The sequence below is a fragment of the Acinetobacter wuhouensis genome (genome assembly GCF_001696605.3).
Taxonomy (GTDB): domain Bacteria; phylum Pseudomonadota; class Gammaproteobacteria; order Pseudomonadales; family Moraxellaceae; genus Acinetobacter; species Acinetobacter wuhouensis.
Map to the genome: position 1 here is coordinate 1,306,529 of NZ_CP031716.1, position 14,154 is coordinate 1,320,682.

Sequence of the window (14,154 nt, forward strand, 5' to 3'; positions counted from 1 at the left end):
GAAATATGATGCAAAGTTTAGTTTATAAAAATGTGATCAGCCTCAGTTGCATACTCATTTTAACCGCATGTAGTTCTCATGTTGTCGTACATCCGCCTGAATATCAGATTCCAATTGTACAAGCAGATGATCAATATAAATATGCAGATTTAAATTGGACACCAACCTCAACCATTCAAATTTCTGCTGGGCAATGGTGGGAAATTTATCAAGACCCTGTCTTAAGCCAATTGATGCAACAATTAAATCTAGAAAATTTCACATTAAAGCAAGCTGAAGCACGTTATCAGCAAGCACAGGCTTTACTTGAGATACAACGTGCCAATCGTATCCCCAATATTACTGCAACGAGTTCTGCAAACCGTAATGGCGCAAAAAACACCTCAACAAGTAGTCAATTTGACTTAGGTGTTCAAGCCAGTTGGGTGCTAGATTTGTGGGGACGAGTGGCGAAAGCCATCGAAGGGCAACAAGCCAATCTTGAAGCGAATCAAGCGGATTTGGATGCGATTAAACTTAATCAACAGCTTTTAGCGACAGAAGCGTATTGGACGATTCGTGTACTAGATGCACAATCAGATGTACTAGGGCAAACTGAAAAAAGTTATCTACGTTCAGTTCAGATTTTAAAGAATCAATATCATGCAGGCATGATCGCACGTGCTGATGTGATTCAAGCAGAAACTCAATTAAAACAGGTACAAATTCAGCAGATTGAAGCTACACGAGATCGAAATTTACAAGAAAATATTTTGGCTGTGTTACAAGGCAAAAGCGTTGCTCAATTCCAATTAAGGAAACAAAAGCAGACTTTGACTGTTCCACAGCTTCCAACACAGCTGCCAAGTCGATTATTAATCCAACGTCCTGATGTGATTCGTGCAGAACGAGAATTGGCAAGCACACATGCAGCATTGGGTCTAGCACAGACAGCATGGTTACCAGATCTGACGATAGGTCTAAATGGCCGTGTAAATAGCCAAATTTTTAGTCATCTTTTTTCATCACCACACTATTTGTGGTCTACAGGTTTACAAGCGACAGCGATGCTTTTTGATGGTGGTAAACGTGATGCTGAAATCGCACAGGCACAAGCACATTATGCTGAAAAATTAGCAGCTTATAGACAGTCGATATTAACAGGTTGGAAAGAAGTCGAAGATGCTTTATTACAGGCATCAAGTTTTAAACAGCAACAAGTTGAACAAAACAAATTATTGGCTTTGGCAATTGAAAATGAGCAAGTGGCAATGCGACGTTATAACGCAGGTTTAGTGAGCTATTTGGAAGTGATCTCAGCGCAAAATCTCAGATTACAGGCTGAGCAAACAATTTTACAATTACAGCAATCGCAGTTAAATAATACGGCGCAGTTGGTTGCAGCATTAGGGGGAAGAGTGAAATGAGATGGGGCGTTAAGATATTTGAGTTTTGATATATGCTGAAATGAAAAGGCTTTCACATGGATAAGTTAAAATATGAAATACTTAAGTTTAGAAGGATTTAAAAAATTAATTGCTTAGGAAGCTGAAAATGATTTTTATGGAGCAGTTTAAGCAAATTGAGGTACAAATTACGGTGCCTATGATTGAAGCGATATTCAGTCTCTTTAAGATGCAGATAACAACATTTTCTTGTTAATTCCATTGAATTTAATTAAACGCTTTTTGGCATATCTTCAAAACGATTCAATTTCATTTACCACGAACACGACGTGCCCAAAGTAAGATCATCAAGTTCAACCACACCTTCAAAAGTAGAATTTTATTCACAAGCTTGGCTATTTTATTATGAATTTTAATGAAGCTTCATTTGCTGGAACGGACATAAATATTGGCTAATTCTGCAGTGTCAGTAGCAGTAAAATCCATGGTAAAAGAGTGAATAATTTGTCTGAATTTCGCTTCTGTAATTTTAGAACACTAATAATATCTATTTTTATATTTTATATTAATAGGTTACGATATATTTGGATATATTATCTTCCTAAGCCCACAAGATAAATTGTTCTAAAGTTTTTGACACAACTCGAACTTCAGGATTTAGAATAGCGGGGTTAACAAGTATCTCCTCTTCAAAGTGTTTAATCAATTCTTTCGCAAGTGATTCTTTGGCAAAAGTTCTAGTTTTATTGAATGTGGTTTTATCCTGATGCTTGATACGTCTATGAGCTGTATTCGTAAATCTTTTATCAACCTTTTGACGTTTTGTAATCGTTCATGTCTATCCCTATGTTCGTGCTACAATTTTTATAAATGCTACAATATTAAAAATTGTAGCACTCTTTAAGCAGTGAATACTTTGAAATATGCGAAAATGTTTGAGAATACAGGAAATTTAAAATTGAGTAAAAACAATGTTATTGCTGATTTATTCGATCGATCAAAGCATTCTCCTATATTTGTCGCGCCGATGGCAGGTGTGACTGATCGTCCATTTAGAACACTGTGTAAATACTTTGGCGCTGGGCATGCGGTCAGTGAAATGATGACCTCTGATCAAACTTTACGTATGACCAAAAAAAGTTTGTATCGTGCTAATTTTGATGGTGAACTTGCCCCAATTTCAGCGCAAATTGCAGGTTCAGAACCTGAACAACTGGCCGAGGCGGCACGCTATCAAGTCGCCAATGGTGCGCAGATTGTCGATATCAATATGGGTTGTCCTGCTAAAAAAGTCTGCAATAAACTTGCAGGTTCAGCACTGCTTAAAGATGAAGATTTGGTTGCACGAATTTTGGATACGGTGGTTGCTGCGGTGGATGTTCCTGTGACATTAAAAACCCGTTTGGGCTTTTTAAATGGTCATGAAAATATTATGCGAGTTGCCAAACGAGCAGAGGAAGCAGGCATTGCAGCGCTCGCTTTGCATGGACGTACTCGTGAAGATATGTATTTAAATACAGCACGTTATAGTTTGATTAAAGAAGTCAAAAGCATGTTGTCGATCCCTGTGATTGCCAATGGTGATATCGACAGTCCTGAAAAAGCCAAATATGTGTTGGATTATACAGGTGCTGATGCGGTGATGATTGGGCGTGCAGCTCAAGGTCGTCCGTGGATTTTTCGTGAAATTGATCATTATTTAAAAACAGGTGAACATTTAGCTGCACCTGATATTCAAGAAGTGAAAGATGTCTTACTTGGGCATTTAGCTGAGTTGTATCAGTTCTATGGTGAATACTCAGGTTGTCGCATCGCTCGAAAACATATTGCGTGGTATACCAAAGGTTTACGATCAAGCAATGAGTTCCGTCAAAATATGTATAAAGTTGAAAGCACGATTGAGCAAGCTAAGGTGGTTGAGGACTATTTTAATCACTTGCTGGATCAAGGAAATATCATGAGTGATGTGCAAGTGGAACAAGTAAATTTGTTAGAAACAAAATGAGTGGTGGATGAGATCTGATTTTAGCAGATGTGATTTGAGGAATAGTTGTGTGAAAATGAAAGTGAATTGTCTTTTAGGTGATTCATAATCAAAAGGAAAAGTCATGAAACAACAATTATTACTTATGGCTCAATACAATATTTGGGCAACAAATCGACTTTGTCTTCATCTGGAACATGTTTCTGATGAAGATTTCTACAAAGATATAGGTCTTTATTTTAAAAGTATATTTGGTACGGTCAATCACTTATTATTAGGTGAGCATTATTTATGGTATCCACGCTTTGCTGAAGGGATTTCGCCTGCGCTAAAATTGACAGATATTGTTGAGCCGAGCAAAGAGAAGTGTCTTTTACAACTACAACAAAAGTCTTATCAATGGATCGCTTTTATTGAGTCTTTAACTCAGCCACGTTTAGATGGGCTTTTAACCTATAGACGGGTCAATGGTGAAGAATTGAGTTTGCCTTTTGCAGCAACATTGATGCATGTTTTTTATCATGGTACCCATCACCGCGGGCAGATCACAGCAGCGATAACCGCTTTAGGTTATGAATGTCCTGAGCTGGATTTGGTGTATATGCTTTCTGAAAATCAGCGAAGCAAATAGACGTTATTGTAACAACGTCTATTTGAGATTTACTATGTTGGATTTAAGCGTGATTCATTTCCACAACCAATTGATTAATCAAATCAGGTGCTTCAAGTTGTCGAATTTGTGCCACATTTGAACCTGCCCAGAAAGCACCATAACCCACATCGTCATTTTTTAAGGCTAAAGCATTTAATTGTTTAGCAATGTCATAAGCGTATGGATAGGGTGCAGAATCGGGACGATTTGCTTGATCAATTTCAGCTTGCCAATGATTAATTAGACCACGAGCTGGTCGACCTGAAATTGTTGCTGTTATTTGAGTAATGGGTTGGTCGAATAGGGCTTGGCGATACGCAGCATTGGCATTTGATGATTTACATTGAACAAATGCTGTACCGAGTTGAACCGCATCAGCCCCCATTTTCATCATAGCTTTTGCTTGTGCACCATTCATTATTCCGCCTGCTGCAATGACAGGTAATGAACAGTGACGTTTAATCAATTGAACGAGGTCAGCTGTTTTAATTGCGCCATCAATATTTGCATTAAAAATACCACGATGACCGCCCGCTTCAGTACCTTGCGCGATGATAATATCAATACCCGCAGCTTCTATTGATTTCGCTTCAATTAAATTGGTCGCTGAAACCATAGTAATAATACCAGCATCTTGTAATCTTTTTATTTGATTGCTGTGCGGAATCCCAAAATGAAAACTTACTGCTTTGGGTTTCGTTTCTAAACAAAGATTTAAATAATCATCATTGTCTTTAAAACTTGGATAAATACATTTCAACTCAGTCGGTGGTGTCGCACCAAATTTCTCAAATTCAGGTTTTAAATAATTAATCCAATTTAGATTGGCTTCGACATCCGTTGGACATGATTCGTGGCAAAAAAAGTTAAGCTGAAATGGCTTATCTGTCAGTGCTTGCGTCGCTAAAATTTGCTGTCTCGCTGTTTCAACCGAATTTGCCCCTAGACCCAATGAACCTAAAGCACCTTGATTGGAAACTTCAGCAGCTAATTCAGGAGTCGAGACACCTGCCATAGGCGCGAGCAGGATCGGATGTTTAATTCCTAATTGGTTTAGTAGCGACATACTTTAACTCCTTCAGTTTGATTTAACTTTGCCGAAGCTTTTAACAATAAGCAAATTATGTTCAATATTTATTAATTAAATACATTTAAAATACATCTTATGCGGTTGCATGAATGATTAAACGGTTGAGACATTAAATAAAGAACCGATCCAACTTGAGAAAATCATTGCGAGAATGCCCCAAACTGCAACACGTAAACTACCTTTGAGCATGGATGTCCCTGCGAAATAACTAGATAATGCACCTAAAAATGCTAAAGAAAGTATTCCGACGACGAGTACAATTTTACTCAGATAAATTTCTGGGCTAAATAGTATGGCGAGTGTGGGTAAAAGTGCCCCAACTGAAAATGAAAGGGCGGAAGATGCTGCGGCTTGAATTGGTTTGGCAGTGGTCATTTCATTGATTCCAATCTCATCTCTGGCATGCGCTTCTAAAGCATCTCTTGCTGAGAGTTGGATTGCAACTTGGTGTGCAAGTTCAGGGTCTAAACCACGATGTATATAGATCTGGGTGAGCTCTTTAAGCTCTAAATGTGGGTTTTTTTCGAGTTCTCTAGCTTCAATTTTTAGATCAGCTTCTTCAATATCAGATTGAGATTTAACTGAAATATATTCACCAGCAGCCATTGAAGTTGCACCAGAAATTAAGCCTGCAATACAGGTAATTAAAAGGGTGTGACTTGAAGCACCACTGGCTGCCATACCCATCACTAAGCTGGTGACAGAAATGATGCCATCGTTTGCACCTAAAACGGCTGCTCTTAACCAACCTGTACGTTGTATAAAGTGTTGTTCTAAATGATGAGAATGCGGCATAGTGATAACTCAGTCATGTTTTAAGAATATTTAGAACTAAGTATATGATAAAAATTATGATAAAAATAAAAAAGCTCCTATTAAAAGTGCATTTTTTGAAAATGCACTTTTTAAAACGCTTGGTTTTATAATCTTTAAAATCATAAACTTATTCCAATAAATGAATCTCAATAGCATTGTGTTTATCTATTTTGTTTTAATATTTTTGGACATTTTTAGTGTTTTGGTTATATTTTACGTTAAAATGTTCAACCAATTACGCCAAGTTTACGCCCAAAATGAAGCTTCCAAAACCTAGAAAACGCGGTGAATCTTATCGAATTGAGCTCATGTTTAATGGTACAAGAATAAGCGCAACGCGAGATACTGAAAAAGAATGTGAGCAATGGGCGATGCTCAAGTTGCTCGAATTAAAAACAAATCAGCATCTCAAGGAGGATATCAAACAACATTATCCTTTTTCCGCATTAATGTCTAAATATTATGAAGAAGTTGGTAAATCTCTTAAGTCAAAAAGATTCATTAAAATATCAATTAGCCAATTTATCAAAACCTATCCAATTCTGGCTGAAACATCAATTCATGATATTACGCCACAAATACTTACTGATTGGCGTAATTCAAGATTAAAGAAAGTTAGCTCAGCCTCTGTGTTGAGGGATATTTCTTTATTTTCAGCAATCTTTTCTTATGCTCAGAAAGAATTATTTTTGATTGATAAAAATCCTTTCTCGCTAGTATCTAAACCATCCCAACCCAAGGCAAGAAATAGGCGAATCAGTGAAGAAGAAATTGCTTTAATTCTTGATGCTCATGATTATCAAATTGGACAAGTACCATCAAAACAAGAGCATTTTATTGCATGGGTATTTTTATTCGCAATTGAAACAACAATGAGACAGGGTGAGATACTTTCGATCAAGCGATCAGATATTTATGAGGACTATATTCATTTACCAATGACTAAAAATGGAGATGCTAGAGACGTTCCATTATTAGATAGCGCAAAAGAACTTTTAAAGCTCATTCCCAACAATGGATCTGAAAAGCTATTAGATATAAGTAGTACAACTTTTCAGAATATGTTTGGAAATAGAATAAGGAAAATTGGATTAACTGACTTCCATTTTCACGACACAAGGCATGAGGGAATAACAAGGATGGTGAGAAAAAGAAAAATTCCAGTTGAAATGTTGGCAAAGATTACAGGGCATAAAACTATTGGTATTTTGATTAATACTTACTACAACCCAACAGCCACAGAAATAAGCAAAATGCTAAACGAGTCTAATTGACTCGTTTAGCACCACGTTTACTTTTAGGATTTTGACTCAAGATTGCCATTGCTGTTTTGGAGTCGTACAAAAACTTTCCATCAGATCCCTGATTAAATCCATCCAATCTTTTAATGATTGTTGTTTTTGCCATCCCGTACTTCTCAACAAGCCATGCTACGGACACAAGAGTGGGTATTTTTTCCATTTCCAAGCCAACAATCTCACCACCAAATGCACTTTGACCAAGCATCACTTGAGGAGGTGTATCGCTTTCAACAGTAATAAGATATTTAAATGACCCCATCAACCTTCCTCCTTTCTGTAAGCCCAATAATCGATACTCGGCTCAGCAGTTAAAACCAAATCTTTTTTACAGTTTGTGCACTTAATATCCCATTCACCAATATGGTCATCTTCATGCACTTGATTGTTAATATCTTCTCGATTCATACCCCATGAACAGTAGGGGCAGTCAAAGTCCATCATGCTATTGCTCCCATCAAAGCCCGCACTCGATTTAATTCAACTTTAGTATGAGCAGTACCACCACTATTTATATCTAGATAAAATTGCAGAAGATCCTTTTTATTTTGAAAATCGTACATCTGGATAACGATTCGCAAATCTCGCAAAATCACACGCATCGGCAGATCATTATGCTTGATTCCAAATACTGTTAATTCGCCTTTAATAAATTTACGAATAGCAGTGAGTCGCTGCAATCCATCAACACAAACAGTCTGCTCAGGAAGGTCACCGTTTAAATCAACTTCACGCCAAGCAGGATTATTAAAGCGAATAGTTAAGCCGCTTTCATCTACAATTCTACGAAGCACATTCTCTAAAAAATTTACTTGCTGCTGTTCAGTCCAAACATGCCCACGCTGGAAGTCGGGATTAAAATCAATACCATCTGCACAATATTCACTTTCACCTTGAATCCAAGTTTCAAGATAATTAAAACCGCAGTGAAAATTACGAATAGGGCGCTCAATTGGTTTGATAAGAGCATTAAATTCACTTATTTTCATGCCCTTGCTCCTTATGCTTAGTCATAATATTTGCACCACAAAAAGGGCAATAATTTAAAGCAACACGATTTTTCTTAAATCTACCTGCGACAATTTCAAGACGTGAAGATTCACGATCTCTAATCGTCATAACTTGCGCTTCAATATCACCGTAATGATTGGTGGTTACTTCTTTTAAAGATGCACACATATTTAACCAGTTGCCAGTGTTCACGCATTGATCACTCATGCCCTTGCTCCTGTGCTTTGATCATGGCTTTACAGTATGCCGCTACTTTTTCAGCCTCTTCTTTTGTTTTGAAAATTTCGTAATATCCAATATCGTCATTTTCATCATCCCATTGAATAGCAGCAAAAACTGGATCTTGATCTAATTCATATGAGATACGATGCTCAACCTCTACGACCTCACCGACTGGTGTATCACAAAGCCAATCAGGGTCTTCACGATAGATATTTTCGCTTTCATCTAAATACCAGGTTTTGATTTCTTTAACCGGCACCAAAACAAAACCTTCCGGGATGGCTTGGGCTTTAGAAAAACTAATAGCTTTTAACCACATCGCCCAACCAGTATTCACACGGTGAAAAGTGTCATTTGCATCATCTTTATAAATCGGATCAAGACCATCTTTTACAACATAGTTACCTTGCTCCATATCAAAAACAAGGACTTCAGCACGGTCTGTCAACCAATATTTTGCTTCGAAATTTGGTAATTGCTCAGCCCAAAATGATTGTTTCTCTGCCAATGTTGGCATTCCTTTAATATCCATCACGCAACCTCACTTTTTTTACGAATTTCACGTGCGAAAAGCGCGTATGCATCATCTTCACTAAAGTTAATATCAATTAAGAAAAATCCATTTGGTGCAATCGGATCCCATTTTGTAATATCGCAATTGTCCATCATGATTTCCCAATCATCAGAAGACACAGAGCTTTCTAAATAAAAGATAACTGTCTCAATATTGAAATGATCCAGCATTGCTCCCCATGCTTCTGATGAGATGACTTCGTCATCCGAATGATATTTATCTAAGTAAGCAAGGTAAGTAGGGTGTGACCAAGTTCCCATCTCATCGCGAATAATTTCAGCAGGTTTTAATTGATTAATTTCCATCACAACCACCATAATTCTATTAAAATAAATAATTACCGTTAAATTTGAGCCTATTCTTTTATTGGAATAGGATTATGCTGCTTGCTCCCACTTAAACCCCCGTTTATCAAGCAATTCACAAAGCATGTCTTGAGCAACACGAGTTTTATTTATCAATTGCTTTTCACGCTTTGCATCTCGCTTACGGAATAATGTTGTGATTCGAAGCTCAGGGGTGATATGCCCAACAATGTGCCAATCTTCTGGTTCATGTTTTTTAATTAGATGACTTGGAGTGTCTACCAATCCAAAAACCAAGCCTGAATTCCCCTTATCCCAAAGGTGCATGTATGTGTCTAATTGCCATTCATACAGCTTTTTTTGACCTTCTTTTATAGTTAAGGGAAAGGTGTCTTTTGAGTAAGACGACTTAACATCTAAAATTAAATCTTCTTCATCCTCGCAAATATCGCACTCACCAGTGAATAGATCAGAAGTTTTACGAACCTTATTCTTGACATAAAAGTTGCCTGAAACTTGGTTGTATAAAGCAATTGTTTGATCTTCTACAGCACGACCTTTTTCAATTTCAAGCGTATTAAGATTAGGTTTCCACCCCAACATTATTTGCTTTTCCATTTCATAAATATGGGAGAGCGCACCCTCAGACAAAGTGTCTTTTTCAGGGTAAGACATAAGCTTACCCACACCTGAGGCTCTAAACTGAATCATGATCAAGCACCTCGGTTTGAGCGCGAACATAATGCTCTTGTTCACTAGTGATGTTGTAATGAGCCTTTAGTGACTCTAAATCACCTTGACCTGCTTTGATTTTAGTAATGGCTTTTTCAATTTGTGCGTCGTTTAGGGTAGGGCGAGAATCTGTTGCAATCTTATTTTCATCAGAAACATCATTGCCTACAGTGATAATTTTTCCCTCCATTTCCTCTTTGGTGTACTCATCACCAATTTCTTCAGGAAATGCTTTACGGAGAGCGCCTGCTTCAGCACATTTTGATAACTGACCACGCTTACGCTTTGTCCACATTGAATTTAAGCCACCACCTTTTACAGTTGCGCATGCTTCTTCAAAATATTCAGTGTGAGCAAAAGCAACCTTTTCACCATGAATCATTCGATAAACAGTTACGGTACAGAATTCAGGAACAGTGTGAGAAACGCCACCAAAATTAATATCAATCATTGGACCAAATACTGGAGCCTCAATTCCTGCATAACTGTTAGAGCGAGAAGCTGTAATTCGATGTTCTGCAATGGATGGCATGATAATGTCACGCCATTCGGTGTTTCCTGTTTTAGAATCCTTCACATTCATTGGGACGATGTGGCAAGGCTTTTTCATGATGTCGAGATTACGCGCTTTCGCATATTCAACCGCCATAACGATTGATTCAGGTTTCGCGCCAGGAAAGATTGATGAAGTCAGGGCAGACCACATAGCTTGATCAACATCGTAATCTTTAAGCGATACACCCAATTGATTTTCCACTTGAGCTACAGCATTCATATTCATCTCCAAGGCGGTTAGACCGCCAATTTTTTAATATTTAATAGACACGTTAGGCACAGAGTTTTTCGCAATCGCACGAATCACATCTTTCGCCATTTCTTCTGTAAGACTTGGAATCTCAAAGCAAAGAGCTTTTACTGCTTCACAATTGATTGAGCGCATGTGTTCAATATTAGCTTTACGCGCTTCTTCGGCTTTTCGCTCAGCTTCTGCTTTTGCTTCCGCTTCACGCTCAATACGCAAACGCTCAGCTTCAACAGCTTTTTGACGATCAATTTCAGCTTGCTTTTCACGCTCAATAGCTTGTTGCTTCAATTGTTGCTCACGTAATTCAGCCTGTTCTTTTTCAATCTTTAATTGAGATTCGCGCTGTTCTGCTTCAAGCTTTTCACGCTCCACACGCTCAGCTTCAAAACGTGCTTTTGCTTCTGCTTCACGTTGAGCTTTTTCAGTAGCCTCACGAGCAATAGCTTCTTCACGCTCTTTCTGTTGACGATCAATTTCAGCTTGTCGTAAGCGTTCAAGTTCCGCTTGTTCGGCTTCAAGCTTTTCACGGTCGGCTAATGCTTTGCGCAGTGCTTCCAGTGTTTCAAATTTGGCAAGCTTGGCTTGTTCTTCGAATTCCTCATACTGCGAACCAATCTCAAGGTTTTCCAAAAACTCAATATCGCCTTTTAACTTTAACGAAGTAGCATCAGCTTCAGGTGCGTGATCTTTAATAAATTGAACAGCTTCTTTATGCTTCGCCACGCGATCCTTTTCAGCTTGCTCCCAAGCATCGCGAGGCGCCAAGATTTCATTCCGAAGTTCATCAAACTTTTTAACAGTCGCAATGCGGTCATCATCAATAAGCTTGATTTGAGCCTTTTGCTCAGCAACCAATTCCTTGCCACACTTCTCAATAAATGTCTTGGATTTACTAATTTTTAGAGCGAGCGAGCCAATCTGATCTCGTCCTTTTTTAGTGGTCACATCAGGCACATGTGAACGCGCTTCTTGAGCAATGCGCTCGAACAATTCAGCAGTGCCGCCTGGTGTGCGAAATGCAGATACAACAATGTTTTGATCCGCGATTTCTAATTCAAATTTTGCATTCATATTCTTATCCTTGTGCCATTTCAAATTTTTCAACCGCATCCGCTTCAAGCCATTCATTCAACTCATAAACCTGAGATTCAGTCAGTATGAACTCAACACTCATTTTTGTTTCTTCAAAGTCAGAGCGAGTTACAACAGCAAGTGTTCTGCTATCAACTTCGAATTTTGTATATTCAACTTCATAGCCGTTTTGCGGGTTTGACTGAGGCTCTAAATAAGCCATATCAGTGAGCTGTTCACCTTTGATTTCACAATCAATTGAATACATTCCAAACGTGAAACTAAACGTCACAACATCGTGTTCAACTTCAATTGATTTCTTATCAATAGCAAAAGGAAAGCAGGGCGCGAACAATTCAGGTTTGGTTTGAGTGTTCATCATTTAACTCCAGCAATCGCAGCGTTAATCTTTCCAATCTCATAACGATCGACGTATGCGTTCACAGTCTCGTCATGACGAACCACGTTCAGAATGTCCAGAAACTCGACCGAAGCACCATCTAACGCATACTCGACATAGATGTTGTAATCGTTGGCTTTGACAGTAGCGATACAGGTCTCATTGCAAGTACGGTTAAGCACTTCATATTTTTGAGCCGTGATAACCACTTGATGACTATCATCAGCAACTTTGGCAGGCTGGAATGCGTAAGCTACTGCTATCCCCGCGCTGATTGATGCTGCAATGATTGCAGACTTGAGAATATTGAATTTAGTTGTCATAATGACCTCGTTGTGTTGAAGCCCGATTTGATGTCCAGTCCAGTCGGGCTTTTTTGTGTTTACGAGGCTTATGTTCGGTTAATCGAACAATAAAGTCAATACTTTTGTTCGGAAAATATAAAAAATAATTCGGTTATACGAACTTTTGATTTTTGATAGACAAAATAAAACCCGCCATTAATGCGGGTTCTAAAACATTTTTATTCTAATTAGATAGGCTGAACTTTTTAGCTGGTCTGAACGACCCAACGTACTTACCAACAAGAGTGCAATTATCTTTTAATGGAATTATTTGTTCGCCCCAGTTTGGGTTTAGTGGCTTTAAATAATACCCATTAGGTTCAACAATTAACGCTTTAAACGTGGCTTCACCATCACAACTAACTACAACCATTTCGCCTGTTTGAATATCACTTAAACACCAATCAGGGTCAATGCAAATTTTCTCACCTTCTTCAAAGTGCGGGGCATTGCTCAAGCCGCGAACACTTAAATAAAAACTTCGTTTCCCTGCGCCTGGCACCAGAGGGAGTTTCTCACACTCTTCTAAATTACTAATTGATTCCATATCAGTCCAACTACCTGCCTGCACCCAAGATATTACTGGCGCATAACCCACTGTTGCAATTGGATTTATATCGATACTTGAGTCAATGCGACTATTTGTGTCGCCATCTTTACCAGATAGTAGCCAAGTTGTAGATGCTCTTAAGACAACCGCAAGAGATTCTAAATATTTTGCACTTGGAGCGTTCGCACCATTAAACCATCCTGACACCGTGCCGCGCCCAGCACCAGTGGCGCGAACAATATCAGCTTGGCTCACGTTTAACTCTGAGCTTCTTCTGTTTAGGCGATCCGTAAAATTTTCCATATCAATCCCTCATATTATGTTCGGAATTATGAACAACTTTATTGACAGTTACCCGAACAAGTGGTTCAATAAGTCGAACTCATTTCGTTCGGGTAATTGAATATGCAAGTTAAAGACCTGCGAGAATTTTACGGGGTTAAAAACAACTCCCAGCTCGCAAAAGAAATTAATCGTGGTCGGTCAACAATTCACGGTTGGGAGATTGGTGGTATTCCACCAAAAACCCAAGCAGTCCTTGAGCTTTTAACAAAAGGCAAAGTAAAGGCTGATCGCAAACAACTATGCGCATAAGGACGAGCATTACACATGGGAGTCGATGATTTGAAAGAAGCAATCGAAAAAGGGTATCTGGGCGGGAAATACACCGTTCCGAAAACCATCAAATTTACACATGAAATGCTTGATGCAATCACTGTTGCTAGCGAAACCAATGAGCAAGATTTGTGTAACTGGGTGCGTGAGGTCATAGCGAAAGCTCTACTTGCTGAAGATGCTAAGTATGAGCGTATGGCAAGAGCGCGTAATCGGTCAAAGTGTACTTCGGGCACTTTGGTACACCAAAAAGAAAGCCCATCTGCTGTAACAGATGAGCTTGATGTTCAATAAGGAGTC

At 38.5% G+C, this 14,154-nt stretch carries 20 protein-coding genes and 1 pseudogene; 6 read left to right on the forward strand and 15 right to left on the reverse strand.

Annotated elements, in window-relative coordinates; translation table 11 throughout:
• Positions 1–8 precede the first annotated feature (8 nt).
• Positions 9–1,406 (forward strand): efflux transporter outer membrane subunit, encoded by a 1,398-nt coding sequence (locus BEN71_RS06790; RefSeq protein WP_068973992.1) that lies wholly within the window; start codon positions 9–11, stop codon positions 1,404–1,406.
• Positions 1,407–1,503: 97 nt separating this feature from the next.
• Here the strand turns inward: BEN71_RS06790 and BEN71_RS06795 are convergent.
• A pseudogene (locus BEN71_RS06795) lies at positions 1,504–1,913 on the reverse strand (hypothetical protein).
• A 499-nt stretch (positions 1,914–2,412) separates the two neighbouring features.
• On the opposite strand from BEN71_RS06795, the gene dusB reads away from it, so the two are divergent.
• On the forward strand, positions 2,413–3,390 hold the full coding sequence (gene dusB / locus BEN71_RS06800; protein WP_252152076.1) for a tRNA dihydrouridine synthase DusB: 978 nt from the start codon (positions 2,413–2,415) through the stop codon (positions 3,388–3,390).
• A gap of 103 nt (positions 3,391–3,493) precedes the next feature.
• Positions 3,494–4,000 carry a DinB family protein gene (locus tag BEN71_RS06805; RefSeq protein ID WP_068973993.1) on the forward strand — a complete coding sequence of 169 codons (507 nt, stop codon included), beginning with the start codon at positions 3,494–3,496 and terminating at the stop codon, positions 3,998–4,000.
• A 43-nt stretch (positions 4,001–4,043) separates the two neighbouring features.
• Here BEN71_RS06805 and BEN71_RS06810 read toward each other — a convergent pair whose 3' ends face one another.
• Both BEN71_RS06810 and BEN71_RS06815 read right to left on the reverse strand, forming a co-directional pair.
• Complete coding sequence (locus BEN71_RS06810) at positions 4,044–5,087, reverse strand: NAD(P)H-dependent flavin oxidoreductase (protein WP_068973994.1); 1,044 nt, start codon at positions 5,085–5,087, stop codon at positions 4,044–4,046.
• A 117-nt stretch (positions 5,088–5,204) separates the two neighbouring features.
• A complete protein-coding gene (locus BEN71_RS06815; RefSeq protein ID WP_068973995.1) occupies positions 5,205–5,906 on the reverse strand; it encodes a VIT1/CCC1 transporter family protein in 702 nt (233 codons plus the stop codon).
• Positions 5,907–6,184: 278 nt separating this feature from the next.
• On the opposite strand from BEN71_RS06815, the gene BEN71_RS06820 reads away from it, so the two are divergent.
• Positions 6,185–7,201, forward strand: a complete 1,017-nt coding sequence (locus tag BEN71_RS06820; protein WP_068973996.1) for a tyrosine-type recombinase/integrase — start codon at positions 6,185–6,187, stop codon at positions 7,199–7,201.
• Here BEN71_RS06820 and BEN71_RS06825 read toward each other — a convergent pair.
• The 12 genes from BEN71_RS06825 to BEN71_RS06880 all read right to left on the reverse strand — a co-directional run bounded on the left by BEN71_RS06825 (position 7,194) and on the right by BEN71_RS06880 (position 13,542).
• Positions 7,194–7,487 carry an SMI1/KNR4 family protein gene (locus BEN71_RS06825; RefSeq protein WP_068973997.1) on the reverse strand — a complete coding sequence of 98 codons (294 nt, stop codon included), beginning with the start codon at positions 7,485–7,487 and terminating at the stop codon, positions 7,194–7,196. The genes BEN71_RS06820 and BEN71_RS06825 overlap by 8 nt on opposite strands.
• A complete protein-coding gene (locus tag BEN71_RS06830; protein WP_193925001.1) occupies positions 7,487–7,669 on the reverse strand; it encodes a hypothetical protein in 183 nt (60 codons plus the stop codon). The genes BEN71_RS06825 and BEN71_RS06830 overlap by 1 nt, the downstream gene beginning before the upstream one ends.
• Positions 7,666–8,214, reverse strand: coding sequence for a DUF262 domain-containing protein (locus tag BEN71_RS06835; protein WP_068973998.1), 549 nt, complete (start codon positions 8,212–8,214; stop codon positions 7,666–7,668). Before BEN71_RS06835 ends, BEN71_RS06830 begins: the two co-directional genes overlap by 4 nt.
• A complete protein-coding gene (locus BEN71_RS06840) occupies positions 8,201–8,443 on the reverse strand; it encodes a hypothetical protein (protein ID WP_068973999.1) in 243 nt (80 codons plus the stop codon). Before BEN71_RS06840 ends, BEN71_RS06835 begins: the two co-directional genes overlap by 14 nt.
• Entirely contained in the window at positions 8,436–8,990 is a 555-nt protein-coding gene (locus BEN71_RS06845; RefSeq protein ID WP_117276774.1) for a hypothetical protein, read from the reverse strand. The genes BEN71_RS06840 and BEN71_RS06845 overlap by 8 nt, the downstream gene beginning before the upstream one ends.
• The gene (locus tag BEN71_RS06850; RefSeq protein WP_068975877.1) at positions 8,990–9,337 is read right to left on the reverse strand and encodes a hypothetical protein; all 348 of its coding nucleotides are present in this window, start codon (positions 9,335–9,337) and stop codon (positions 8,990–8,992) included. The genes BEN71_RS06845 and BEN71_RS06850 overlap by 1 nt, the downstream gene beginning before the upstream one ends.
• Before the next feature lie 72 nt (positions 9,338–9,409).
• A complete protein-coding gene (locus tag BEN71_RS06855) occupies positions 9,410–10,048 on the reverse strand; it encodes a hypothetical protein (RefSeq protein WP_117276775.1) in 639 nt (212 codons plus the stop codon).
• A complete protein-coding gene (gene bet / locus BEN71_RS06860) occupies positions 10,035–10,844 on the reverse strand; it encodes a phage recombination protein Bet (protein WP_068975879.1) in 810 nt (269 codons plus the stop codon). The genes BEN71_RS06855 and bet overlap by 14 nt, the downstream gene beginning before the upstream one ends.
• 33 nt (positions 10,845–10,877) lie before the next feature.
• Positions 10,878–11,945, reverse strand: a complete 1,068-nt coding sequence (locus BEN71_RS06865) for a coiled-coil domain-containing protein (protein ID WP_068975880.1) — start codon at positions 11,943–11,945, stop codon at positions 10,878–10,880.
• Positions 11,946–11,949: 4 nt separating this feature from the next.
• Positions 11,950–12,324, reverse strand: a complete 375-nt coding sequence (locus BEN71_RS06870) for a hypothetical protein (protein ID WP_117276776.1) — start codon at positions 12,322–12,324, stop codon at positions 11,950–11,952.
• Positions 12,324–12,668: a hypothetical protein gene (locus BEN71_RS06875; protein ID WP_068975871.1), complete on the reverse strand. Its 345-nt coding sequence runs from the start codon at positions 12,666–12,668 to the stop codon at positions 12,324–12,326. Before BEN71_RS06875 ends, BEN71_RS06870 begins: the two co-directional genes overlap by 1 nt.
• Positions 12,669–12,873: 205 nt before the next feature.
• The gene (locus BEN71_RS06880; protein ID WP_068975872.1) at positions 12,874–13,542 is read right to left on the reverse strand and encodes a LexA family protein; all 669 of its coding nucleotides are present in this window, start codon (positions 13,540–13,542) and stop codon (positions 12,874–12,876) included.
• Positions 13,543–13,644: 102 nt separating this feature from the next.
• Here BEN71_RS06880 and BEN71_RS06885 point away from each other — a divergent pair, with 102 nt between their 5' ends.
• Complete coding sequence (locus tag BEN71_RS06885) at positions 13,645–13,833, forward strand: helix-turn-helix domain-containing protein (RefSeq protein WP_068975873.1); 189 nt, start codon at positions 13,645–13,647, stop codon at positions 13,831–13,833.
• A 15-nt stretch (positions 13,834–13,848) separates the two neighbouring features.
• Positions 13,849–14,148 carry a hypothetical protein gene (locus BEN71_RS06890; RefSeq protein ID WP_068975874.1) on the forward strand — a complete coding sequence of 100 codons (300 nt, stop codon included), beginning with the start codon at positions 13,849–13,851 and terminating at the stop codon, positions 14,146–14,148.
• Positions 14,149–14,154 lie beyond the last annotated feature (6 nt).